This window comes from Shewanella sp. DW31 (assembly GCF_015767295.1).
Lineage (GTDB): Bacteria > Pseudomonadota > Gammaproteobacteria > Enterobacterales > Shewanellaceae > Shewanella > Shewanella oncorhynchi.
Genome location: NZ_JADWMP020000011.1, coordinates 113,909 through 125,573 on the forward strand (window position 1 = coordinate 113,909; position 11,665 = coordinate 125,573).

An 11,665-nucleotide genomic window follows, 5' to 3' on the forward strand; every position below is an offset into this window, starting at 1 on the left:
TATTTTTATATGGCCGGGCCTTCAGGCGGTGCCGAGTAATTTGCTTATTACAAACTACCTTGTTGTAGGTATTCAATCTTGCCTAAGTCATAAAGAGCAATAGGCATCCTGACACTTAAAATAACTTATAAGTGACCACGACTTGAATCCTTGAAGACCGGAAGAGAGGATACGAATAAAATCTTGCTCCTACTTTTCCGCGAAAAATCCATTTTAGCGCGAGAAAAACACAAACCTTTATATAAACCCACTTGTTAGCCCAATAGGCTTAGATAAAGACTCATGGTAAAACAAAGATGGAGCCGCATAATGCGGCTCCAACAAGCAATAATTACAAGAGATTAGAACTTGTAAGTTGCTGACAGGTAGTGTGACCAACCTGTTGATTCTAGAGCTAGAGCACCAGCACCATCTTCTAACAGATAAACGTCTTTGAAGCCTTTCAAGCCATAGCCCAGAGCATAACGATCTGAATGCCAGTATAGGCCGAAGAAGATGTTACCACCGTTTGACGTTTTTGGTACGAAAGCAGCTTGGTCTTCATCTGCACCGAATTGATAATCGATGTAACCTTGGAATGACAGGAAGCTCTTGTTATCAAAGAAGTAGAAAGGTTTGAACCAGTTAGCAGAGAACTGATATCCGTTCCACTCTTTAGCATTCAGGTCGTAGAAACCATATAGGTTCATACCTGTTTTGCCTAACCAAGGCACGTTTACATCAGCACCAACACCCCAGAATGAAGAGTTAACGCCTTCACCATTCAGACCGTCCCAGTTGAACAGAGTAGAGAAGTAAACTTCTTGAACTGGGCCAAAAGATAAGTCTTTACCAGTCAAAGCATCGATAGACACACGTGGAGCAAACTTCATGAAAATTTTGCTTGTGCCAGAACCTGGGTTCTTGTCACCGTTGCTGCTTGATTGGTTTGCTAAGTTGAATACGTCAACATAACCGTATAGATCGAATACGCCAGAACGACCGCCGAATTCCATTTCTAAATAGTTGTGTTGATCGCCTGTTGCTGGGTTATCTGGCTTTTCACCAATAGAGTACATAGCGTTGAACTGCATCCACTTATAATCAGTACCGTGAAGATCAGTACGATCAGCAGCAAATGCGTTGCCAGAGATTGCTGCTACTGCAGTAGCGGCTAAAGCTAAAGTTTTAACGTTTTTCATCATCAACCCCATTTATCTTGTTTGCTACCATCGAGGGTAGCGTTCTTTTTGTGGCGTTCGCATTCTACCTAGATTAAAAAAAATCTCAATAATCTAGCGTAAAATCACAAACACAAAATTCTTAATTGTGAACAAAGTCGCGACTTCTGCATTACGATTAATTAACGTAAGCGTAGACTCACGACATTTAAGACAGAATGACAGCTACACTTCGGTTGCATTCTGTGTCTTTCAATTGGAGAAACTATTCACTACAGGAATCACTACTGGAAAATGGTTGAATTAACTTAGGCCCTGCCCTGCATGGTCAGGACCCAGTTAGTGGGGTTTCCCCCTGCTGTTGTTACTTAGATAGCTAAGAACAAACCAGCAAGTGTTGCGCTCATTAAGTTAGCTAAAGAGCCGGCGATAACCGCACGAATACCCATTGTAGCTAAATCATGACGACGGTTAGGAGCCATAGCACCTAAACCACCAAGCAGAATCGCGATTGAAGACAAGTTAGCGAAACCACACAGAGCAAACGAAATAATCGCTTGTGTTCTATGAGTCATCACAGCTTGAGTTTCAGCAACGCATAACGGCAGGCCTTTAACAACTTCAGCAGCAACCGCTGTACAAGCCGTGGCAGCATCAGAGATATATGGAGCAAAGTTTAAGTAAGCAACGAATTCGTTAACAATGATCTTTTGACCGATGAAAGAACCTGCTACTAATGCTTCATTCCAAGGCACACCGATAAGGAATGCTAATGGCATAAACACATAGCCAAGGATCAGTTCAAGTGTTAAACCTTCAACGCCAAACCAACCACCCACACCACCAATAATGCCGTTGACCATAGCGATCAAACCAACGAAGGCTAACAACATAGCGCCTACGTTTAAGGCTAAATGCATACCAGATGAAGCACCTGCAGCAGCAGCGTCTAACACGTTAGCTGGTTTGTCAGGATCTTCTGGTAAATCGCTCATGTCATTTTTAGCAGCTTCAGTTTCAGGGTGCATCAGTTTAGCCATTAATAGACCACCTGGTGCTGCCATAAATGAAGCGGCAACTAAGTATTCGATAGGTACACCCATCTGCGCGTAACCAGCCAATACTGAACCCGCGATTGATGCCAAACCACCCACCATGATCGCAAACAGTTCAGACTGCGTCATAGTTGGAATGAATGGACGAACCACTAATGGGGCTTCAGTCTGACCAACGAAGATGTTAGCTGTTGCTGACATAGATTCAGTACGGCTTGTGCCCAATGCTTTTTGTAAACCACCACCGATGATACGGATGATCCACTGCATAACGCCTAAGTAATATAGAACCGCAATCAGAGAAGAGAAGAACACAATAACGGGTAACACGTTAACTGCGAAGATAAAGCCAAGTTTGAAGTTAGCTAAATCACCAAACAGGAAACCGATACCGTTTTGTGCGTAACCAATAACGCTAGAAACCGCATCAGACATCCCTTTCAGAATGTCTTTACCAACAGGAATATACAGTACAAAACCACCGAAGGCAGCTTGGATAGCTAACGCGCCGCCCACTGTACGTAAATTAATTGCTTTTTTGTTATTCGATAGGAGGAAACCTATCGCAAGTAGGGTGACCACCCCTACTAAACTCATTAATATATCCATTAACCATCACCCTATTGTTAACACTTTTTAATTATGTTGTTAATCAACCTATTTCCGAGTCAGATTATACCCGAGGCAAAGTCGAAAATCGTCGTTTTGATCATATTTTTGGAGTTTAATTTCAATCGCTTAGTGCAGAATGCTAGTGCGACCTACACCTGTTTATTTAAAAACAGCTAAAGGTCAAACAGTTGCATTGCATTCGACACCAAGTGTTCTGATATTAGAACACTTGATTTTTTTTGCAAATTGGCAATTTTGTCTATAAAAAGAACAAGGTTAGCGGGCTGGTTACGTTTTTCAGTAACATTTATCGGCGTCATTGCAGGAGAGTCAGTCTCAAGTATGAAGTGCTGAAGTGGTAATTCGCTGACAGTTTTGAGCAATTTTTTGGCATTAGGGTTCATAATCAAACCACCAATTCCCAGCTTAAAACCTAATTTGATATATTCCAGTGCAATTTCAGTACTGCCAGAAAAAGCATGTATCACACCGCCTCTAGGCAATTGATGCTTTTTCAAACACCCTAAAACCTCTGAATGTGCTTTTACGCTATGAATAATAACTGGCAGATTAACGGACTTAGCTAAAACTAATTGTGCCTCAAAAAATGCGAGCTGCTGAGGCCAGGTTGAGGAATATAGCTTATCTAAGCCACATTCACCAATAGCAACAAAGCGAGGACATTCTAGTAACGCCGAAACTTGAGATGTTAATGCTAAGATCCCAGCATCAACATCCTCTGGACAAAACCAAGGATGAATACCGAGGGCAAAATAAGTTTGGTATTGTTCGGCAACGGCGAGCTGTTTGTGCCAGCGCTGCGGGGACACACCAGGAATAATCAGATTATCTACGCCAACACTGTGCATTCGCAACACCACATCGTCGCGGTCAACATCAAACTCAGCAAAATCCAAATGGGCGTGGGTATCAATCACAGTAAATTCCTCACTCTGCGGTCGATTTACCAATTGAATGAAGTTCGGGTGGCGATACTGTTTCGTCAACCACCAAAGCTTTAGCGCATTTTACCGCTAATGGAGGATCTTCAAGGCGCGGCATGCAACAGCGACGATTTTCAGGTGTCAGCCCCATTCGGTCGCACCAATGAATATAAGCCTGCCATGTTTTTGTGATCCAATTCGCCATCATTTACATCCAGAACCGATTTTTAGTTTTCATTAGATACAAAAATGGCGGTGAATTCACCGCCATTTCAACAACTATTCTAAACCGAACCCTATTAGTGTTCGCGGGTTTTCGCAAACTCAATATCAGGATATCTTTCCATCGAAAGATTAAGGTTAACCATAGTTGGTGCAATATAGGTTAGGTTATCGCCACCATCGAGTGCCAAGTTTTGGCTACACTTGCGACGGAACTCTTCAAGCTTACGCTCATCCTTACAATAAACCCAGCGAGCTGTCGACACGCTAATACCTTCGTAAATAGCTTCGACGTTATATTCACTCTTCAGACGACCAACAACCACTTCAAACTGCAGTACACCCACAGCGCCAACAATCAAATCGTTAGTATCAATTGGGCGGAATACTTGTACAGCACCTTCTTCAGATAACTGTACTAAGCCTTTTAAGAGTTGCTTCTGTTTAAGCGGATCGCGCAAACGAATACGGCGGAACATTTCAGGGGCGAAGTTAGGTACGCCAGTGAAACGGAATTTTTCACCTTGGGTAAACGTATCGCCAATACGGATAGTGCCATGGTTATGTAAACCGATGATATCGCCTGGGTAAGCTTCTTCAGCACGCTCACGATCGCCCGCCATAAAGGTCAATGCATCGCTAACGTTAACATCTTTACCAATACGCACATGGTGCATTTTCATGCCTTGCTCGTAACGGCCTGAACACACACGCATAAAGGCGACACGGTCACGGTGTTTAGGATCCATGTTTGCTTGGATCTTAAATACAAAACCGGTGAATTTTTCTTCGTCAGGCATGATCACTCGCACATCGCTTTCGCGAGGAAGTGGCTTAGGTGCCCACTCAACGATACCGTCAAGAATATGGTCCACACCGAAGTTACCTAAAGCAGTACCAAAAAATACTGGGGTCAACTCACCTTTCAAAAAAGCCGCATGGTCAAACTCATTTGACGCGCCACGTACTAATTCCATCTCATCACGCAAATCGGCGGCATAACTGCCAATCGCTTTCTCAAGATCAGGATTATTAATGCCTTTAATCACTCGACGTTCTTGGATCGTATGTCCCATGCCGCCTTGATACAAGACCACTTCATCACGCAGTATGTGGTAAATACCTTTAAATTCTTTACCGCTGCCAATAGGCCAAGTAATAGGTGCACAGGCAATATTCAGCACGTTTTCGACTTCATCCATCAGATCAATAGGATCACGGATATCGCGGTCGAGTTTGTTCATAAAGGTCACAATCGGCGTATCACGCAGACGTGTCACTTCCATCAACTTGATCGTACGGTCTTCAACACCCTTAGCAGAGTCGATCACCATCAAACATGAGTCAACGGCTGTCAGAGTACGATAAGTATCTTCAGAGAAGTCTTCGTGACCAGGCGTATCGAGTAGGTTAACAAGGGCGCCACCATAGGGGAATTGCATGACAGACGTAGTAATAGAAATACCACGGTCCTTCTCCATTTCCATCCAGTCAGACTTAGCATGTTGACCCGATTTTTTGCCTTTAACCGTACCCGCTTTCTGCAAAGCGTTTCCGAATAAAAGCACTTTTTCGGTAATGGTTGTTTTACCCGCGTCGGGGTGCGATATGATCGCGAAGGTGCGACGTTTATCGACCTCTACTTTATTGCCTGACATGTTAACCTATGCACTTGTATCGCTAAAAAGGCGCAAATTATAGCGCCTCAGTTCGAGCTTGGCTAGGCAAAGCCCGAGATGAACTCGGGCTGAGAGAGGTTATTTTGTGGCTTCGAGCAAACCTTTGACTTTGGCGAGTTCAATACGCGCATATCTATGTTCGACAAAATCATAGATATTGGTTGCCAATGCTAAGCGAAAATAGTTTGCAGCATCTTGATATTGCTTAGTTTCTATCGCCATTTTTGCAAGGTAAAAATAAGCTTCGCATAAACGTTCAGCATATTCTTTCGGATAAGTTAAGCCTACTTTAGCCGCAGAAAACACCTCGTCACGGCTTTTTTTACCTAAATAATAATCGACGATAACGGTCGCCCAAGCATCATTTGCTAAATTCTGACGATGCTGCGCTAACTGTTTTTTAGCTTCAACGGAGTCAGCTTTCAAATCAATCAAATACAACCATAATGCCCGATAACCGTCTTTATTATCGCCTGCATAAAACGCCTGCATATCTTTAGTCGCTAAATCAATACGGTCGCCATAGTACAAAGCAATACCGCGATTCAAATAGGCATAATCATAATTAGGTGCTAACTCTAATACGCCATCGAAGGCTTCATAGGCGCTGTCGTATTCACCTTCTTGGGTGTAATAAATTCCAAGGAAATTATAGGCATCAGCAAGATCAGGCTGAAGTTTTAACGCTTGCATAAAATCAATCCGTGCGAGCAGTCTTAAGCCCACACTGTCGTAAATCACACCACGATCGTAATGAAATCTGGCTCTCTGTTCATTCGTCAGTTCGACCGTAGCCAAAATCTCGTTGAGTTTTGCCAGTGTCACTTCGACTTTATAATCAGGCATAACCGGCGCGACAACCAATTTACCTTCAACATCATTATGGTTATCTAAAGGAGACTGGGTGGTTGCGCATCCGGCTAACAACAGACTGGCACTCGCCAGCACAGCAACGACAGCGGTTCTAATTTTAAGACTCATCCATTTCTACCTTTTTAGATTCCCAACATACGCAGAAGAATCTTCATGATAGCAATCCCACCACAGGACCGCTATTAGGGAATTAAGATTAATAGTGACTTTCTTAATACCAAAACAAAAAAGGAGATCATTTGATCTCCTTTTGATGCAATCACTTAGAAAGTGTGTGCCTATAATAAGTCAAAGACTCATTATTCAGCAGCTGCAGCTTCTTTAGTTTGTGCTTCTTTGATTGACAGACGTACGCGGCCTTGACGATCCACTTCCATTACTTTAACAGCAACTTCTTGGTTCAGTTCAAGGTGATCAGACACGTTAGCAACACGCTCATCACTGATTTGTGAAATGTGTACTAAACCGTCTTTGCCCGGCAGAATGTTCACGAACGCACCGAAATCAACGATACGGATAACTTTACCGTTGTAGATACGACCCACTTCAACTTCTGAAGTGATTTCTTCGATACGACGGATAGCTTCTTTGGTTGCTTCGCCATTTGAAGAAGCAATTTTCACAGTACCATCATCTTCCAGCTCAATCGTAGTGCCGGTTTCTTCGGTCAGAGCACGGATAACTGCGCCACCTTTACCGATAACGTCACGGATTTTTTCTGGGTTGATCTTGATAACTGTGATACGTGGAGCGTGATCAGAAATATCATCACGGTGTGAACCAATCGCTTGATCCATCACGTTTAGAATATGTACACGTGCACCATAGGCTTGTTGCAGTGCGATATCCATGATTTCTTTAGTGATACCTTCGATCTTGATATCCATCTGCAGTGCAGTAATACCATCACGCGTACCCGCAACTTTAAAGTCCATGTCACCTAAATGATCTTCATCACCTAAGATGTCAGAAAGAACAACGAAATCATCGCCTTCTTTCACTAGACCCATAGCGATACCCGCTACAGAAGTCTTGATAGGTACACCGGCATCCATCAGCGCGAGAGAAGTACCACATACTGACGCCATAGAGCTTGAACCGTTAGATTCAGTGATTTCAGATACAACGCGTACGCTGTATGGGAATTCAGCCGCTGAAGGCATAACAGCGTTAATACCGCGCCAAGCTAACTTACCATGACCGATTTCGCGGCGCTTAGGTGATCCCACCATGCCTGTTTCACCAACAGAGTATGGAGGGAAGTTATAGTGCAGCATGAAACGGTTAGTGCGCTCGCCCATGATGCTGTCGATCTTCTGTGCATCACGTTCAGTACCTAAAGTACAAGTTACCAACGCTTGAGTTTCGCCACGAGTGAACAATGCGCTACCGTGAGTACGTGGCAATACGCCCGCTAACACACTTAAGGCACGGATCATGTCTGGTTCACGACCATCGATACGTGGCTCGCCACGGATGATGCGACCACGAACCACTTTCTTCTCTAAGCTACCCAGTAAGTTGTCAACTTCACGTAAATCAACGCTTGGATTGCTCGCTAACAAGGCTTCTTTTGCTGCTGCTTTTACAACAGAAACTTGAGCATAACGATCTTGTTTAACTTGGATTTTATACGCATCACCTAAACCAGCTTCAGCAAGCTCTTTGATTTGGGCGACTAAATCGGCATCTTGCGTTGGTGCAGTCCAATCCCAAGTTGGTTTACCGGCTTCTGCTTTAAATTCAGCAATCGCCTTGATAACCACTTGTTGTTGATCGTGACCGTAAACTACAGAACCTAACATCACTTCTTCTGGTAATGCTTGGGCTTCTGATTCCACCATTAATACTGCACCAGCAGTACCTGCAACCACTAAGTTCAGTTGACTGGTTGCAAGTTGTGCAACACTTGGGTTCAACACGTATTCGCCATCAATGTAACCCACACGTGCAGCACCTAAAGGACCGCTGAATGGAATACCAGAAATAGCCAGTGCCGCAGAAGTACCGATCATGGAGATGATATCTGGCTCGATTTGTGGGTCGACAGATACTACGGTAATGATAACTTGAACTTCGTTTTTGAAACCATTAGGGAAAAGAGGGCGAATTGGACGGTCGATCAAACGAGCGATTAATGTCTCATCTTCTGAAGGACGGCCTTCACGCTTAAAGAAACCACCAGGAATTTTACCCGCTGCGTAGGTTTTTTCTTGATAGTTAACAGTCAGAGGGAAAAAGTCACGGCCTGCATCTGCATCTTTTTTACCGACAACAGTGACTAACACTGTCGTGTCACCCATACTCGCTAAAACGGCTGCATCAGCTTGACGCGCTATAACACCTGTTTCCAGGGTGACTGTATGTTGACCATACTCAAAACTCTTTACAATAGGATTCACGTGACCCATTCCTTAATTAATGACCTTGAATTACGCGCGTAAGTATACTGCAATTCGGATCAATAGATAAAGAGCAGATAATGATGACAAATACGTAACTTTTCACTAAAGTGGTTAAATCAACAAAGAGTTGCGGTTTATATTGATACGGAAAATCTCGCCGATGGTGAATAATTATCATGAAGGATGCGCCCGATGACAGGCCGTTTTAAGTCACTGACGTGGAAACAAACTAACCTAGTCGTATTTACTGCCCTATTTTTTGCCATTGCCATTTTTATTGTTGAAATCGCTTTAGTCGTCGTATCAACCAAACAACAACTCACGACCACTCAGCAAGAACTCCTTGATTCAGTTGAACAACCTGCAGCAAATGCCGTATGGGCATTAGATGATAATTTAGCCCGTCAAACTTTAGAGGGTGCCATCAAAGTCGAACATGTTGGCTCGGCGGTGATTGAGCTGGACGATGGCTCAATGTTTGTTTCTGTCAGTAATAATAAGCAGAATAACTCACAGACTTTTATCAGTTTAAGTAATAAATTATTTGATGATCTCAAAGAAATTTCTCGCCCTTTGTATAGGCCTTTTTATTTTGAAGGTACCCAACAACAGCAACTCATTGGTACATTAACAGTTTTCTACGATACCCAAGAACTAACAAACACCCTCTTCTCGCAGTTAAGATTTAGTTTTTTTGCTACTCTCGCTCGTGCACTCTTACTCACCTTAGTGCTGTCCGTGGTATTCCATCGCTTCCTGACTCAGCCTATCGCACGCATCAGTGAGGCCATCGATAAGATCGAACCCGACTCACCGGACGAAAATCTCTTACCTATGTCCAACGCGCATAAGGATGATGAACTCGGCCTAGTGACCTCGAAATTCAACCAAATTCTTATCCAATTTAGCCAAACGCAATCCAAACTGCGCAAAATGGCGACCCGAGATCCGCTAACGGGTTTACCTAACCGCACATTATTGCTTGAAACCATCGCAGTCACTATCCAACGCTCGCGAGTACACAAACGCAGCTTTGCATTGATGTTTATCGACTTAGACCGTTTTAAGAATATCAACGATTCCCTTGGCCACGCATTAGGCGATCAATTCCTCGCTCGTATCGCCCGTATTCTCGAACGCTTCGTTGGTGATAAAGGCACAGTTTCCCGCTTAGGTGGCGATGAATTCGTTATTCTGGCCGATACAGTTCACACCCCAGACCAAGCGGCAGATTTTGTAGATAAGCTACTGATCCAGCTCAATGTCCCGATTCAATTAAATGAACATGCAATTCATCCTGCGGCATCGATTGGGATTTCTATTTATCCCGAAGACGGTAACAGCGCTGAAGATTTGATCCGTCACGCTGACATTGCCATGTACAGCGCGAAAGCTGCAGGCTCGAATCAATGGGCCTTCTTTAAACAACAGATGACTGAGCGAGCAGCAGTTCGTTTACGCACTGAAGCATCTTTACATGATGCGTTAAAAAACAATGAATTTTTACTGTATTTCCAACCGAAACTTGATCTGCAAACGGGCAAAGTCATCGCCTGTGAAGCCTTGATCCGTTGGCAAAAAGACGGACGACTCATCAGCCCCATTTCCTTTATTCCCGTCGCGGAGGAGACCGGTATCATCATTCCTATAGGTCGTTGGGTGATAGAGCAAAGCTGTAAAGTACTTAGGGAATGGCAGAAAAAATATAACTATGCCATCCCAATTGCGATTAATGTTGCCTCACAGCAATTTGCCGATGCTAGTTTAGTTCCCGATATCAAACAGATGGCATTACGCTATCAAATCCAACCCGAGTTGCTGGAAATTGAAATCACTGAAACCTCGTTGATGAACGACATTGAACTCGCTATCGCTAAGCTGGAACAATTGAAATCAGCCGGATTTGGTATTGCAGTCGATGACTTTGGCACAGGGTATTCTTCACTCTCTTACCTGCGCCATTTGCCTATCACTACCATGAAAATCGATCGTTGTTTCGTTTCCGATCTACCAGGGGATAGTGCAATTGCATCGACCATTTTAATGTTGGGAAAGCAGCTTAATTTGACCATTGTGGCCGAAGGCATTGAAAACGAGCAGCAATTGGATTGGTTGAAAGAAAATCAGTGCCAAGTCGGCCAAGGTTTCTATTTTAGTCAGCCTCTACCCCAAGCAGAATTTGAAGCGCTGTATATAGCAACACAAACAGCAATAATAAGCAGTCTTGATGGTTTACGTGGGGCTTAGGATACTTACATTGGCACTTAAGTTTCGATTCGATGCTTAATCACATCAAGCTCAGCGTAACAGACCTAAACATTAGACTGATTTTGGCTGTAACTTCTGTATATCTCTCGTTTGCACAATAAATATTCTGTTGAATTTTAGGCAATAAAAAAGGAGGCTAAGCCTCCTTTTTCACGTTAGTCGACGCGAAATTAACGACGTAGACCTAACTTTTGGATCAGAGCAGTGTAACGTGCTAAATCAGTACGTTTCAGGTAAGCAGTTAACTTACGACGTGAGCTAACCATACGTAACAGACCACGACGTGAGTGGTGATCATGAATGTGCTCTTTGAAGTGATCTTGCAAATGGTTGATTTGCGCAGTTAACAAAGCAACTTGAACTTCAGTTGAACCAGTGTCGTTTTCACAACGGCCAAAATCAGCCAAAATTTTTGCTTTTGCTTCAGGACTTAGTGACATGTATATC

At 43.5% G+C, this 11,665-nt stretch carries 9 protein-coding genes; 1 reads left to right on the forward strand and 8 read right to left on the reverse strand.

The features are described from left to right. Positions 1-341: 341 nt before the first annotated feature. The 7 genes from GWI56_RS11280 to pnp all read right to left on the reverse strand — a co-directional run bounded on the left by GWI56_RS11280 (position 342) and on the right by pnp (position 8,947). The gene (locus GWI56_RS11280) at positions 342-1,181 is read right to left on the reverse strand and encodes an outer membrane protein OmpK (RefSeq protein ID WP_113939307.1); all 840 of its coding nucleotides are present in this window, start codon (positions 1,179-1,181) and stop codon (positions 342-344) included. A 347-nt stretch (positions 1,182-1,528) separates the two neighbouring features. Continuing rightward, positions 1,529-2,824 carry a NupC/NupG family nucleoside CNT transporter gene (locus GWI56_RS11285; RefSeq protein WP_105251707.1) on the reverse strand — a complete coding sequence of 432 codons (1,296 nt, stop codon included), beginning with the start codon at positions 2,822-2,824 and terminating at the stop codon, positions 1,529-1,531. Positions 2,825-3,000: 176 nt separating this feature from the next. Further along, positions 3,001-3,765: a TatD family hydrolase gene (locus GWI56_RS11290; protein ID WP_198572940.1), complete on the reverse strand. Its 765-nt coding sequence runs from the start codon at positions 3,763-3,765 to the stop codon at positions 3,001-3,003. Positions 3,766-3,775: 10 nt separating this feature from the next. Then, the gene (locus GWI56_RS11295) at positions 3,776-3,979 is read right to left on the reverse strand and encodes a hypothetical protein (protein ID WP_198572941.1); all 204 of its coding nucleotides are present in this window, start codon (positions 3,977-3,979) and stop codon (positions 3,776-3,778) included. Between the two features lie 91 nt (positions 3,980-4,070). Continuing rightward, on the reverse strand, positions 4,071-5,651 hold the full coding sequence (prfC, locus tag GWI56_RS11300; protein WP_198572942.1) for a peptide chain release factor 3: 1,581 nt from the start codon (positions 5,649-5,651) through the stop codon (positions 4,071-4,073). A 99-nt stretch (positions 5,652-5,750) separates the two neighbouring features. After that, on the reverse strand, positions 5,751-6,653 hold the full coding sequence (nlpI, locus tag GWI56_RS11305; RefSeq protein WP_198572943.1) for a lipoprotein NlpI: 903 nt from the start codon (positions 6,651-6,653) through the stop codon (positions 5,751-5,753). Between the two features lie 191 nt (positions 6,654-6,844). Next, positions 6,845-8,947 (reverse strand): polyribonucleotide nucleotidyltransferase, encoded by a 2,103-nt coding sequence (gene pnp, locus GWI56_RS11310; protein ID WP_198572944.1) that lies wholly within the window; start codon positions 8,945-8,947, stop codon positions 6,845-6,847. A gap of 195 nt (positions 8,948-9,142) precedes the next feature. Here pnp and GWI56_RS11315 point away from each other — a divergent pair, with 195 nt between their 5' ends. Beyond that, positions 9,143-11,197 carry an EAL domain-containing protein gene (locus GWI56_RS11315; RefSeq protein ID WP_173497505.1) on the forward strand — a complete coding sequence of 685 codons (2,055 nt, stop codon included), beginning with the start codon at positions 9,143-9,145 and terminating at the stop codon, positions 11,195-11,197. A gap of 191 nt (positions 11,198-11,388) precedes the next feature. Here the strand turns inward: GWI56_RS11315 and rpsO are convergent, their stop codons facing one another. Further along, positions 11,389-11,658, reverse strand: a complete 270-nt coding sequence (rpsO, locus tag GWI56_RS11320; protein ID WP_028761447.1) for a 30S ribosomal protein S15 — start codon at positions 11,656-11,658, stop codon at positions 11,389-11,391. Between the last annotated feature and the right edge of the window lie 7 nt (positions 11,659-11,665).

What these genes read in the sequence shown, in the direction of transcription:
- GWI56_RS11280 (WP_113939307.1), bottom strand. Translation starts at nt 1,181, where the DNA reads ATGAAAAACGTTAAAACTTTAGCTTTAGCCGCTACTGCAGTAGCAGCA.
- GWI56_RS11285 (WP_105251707.1), bottom strand. Translation starts at nt 2,824, where the DNA reads ATGGATATATTAATGAGTTTAGTAGGGGTGGTCACCCTACTTGCGATA.
- GWI56_RS11295 (WP_198572941.1), bottom strand. Translation starts at nt 3,979, where the DNA reads ATGATGGCGAATTGGATCACAAAAACATGGCAGGCTTATATTCATTGG.
- prfC (WP_198572942.1), bottom strand. Translation starts at nt 5,651, where the DNA reads ATGTCAGGCAATAAAGTAGAGGTCGATAAACGTCGCACCTTCGCGATC.
- nlpI (WP_198572943.1), bottom strand. Translation starts at nt 6,653, where the DNA reads ATGAGTCTTAAAATTAGAACCGCTGTCGTTGCTGTGCTGGCGAGTGCC.
- GWI56_RS11315 (WP_173497505.1), top strand. Translation starts at nt 9,143, where the DNA reads ATGACAGGCCGTTTTAAGTCACTGACGTGGAAACAAACTAACCTAGTC.
- rpsO (WP_028761447.1), bottom strand. Translation starts at nt 11,658, where the DNA reads ATGTCACTAAGTCCTGAAGCAAAAGCAAAAATTTTGGCTGATTTTGGC.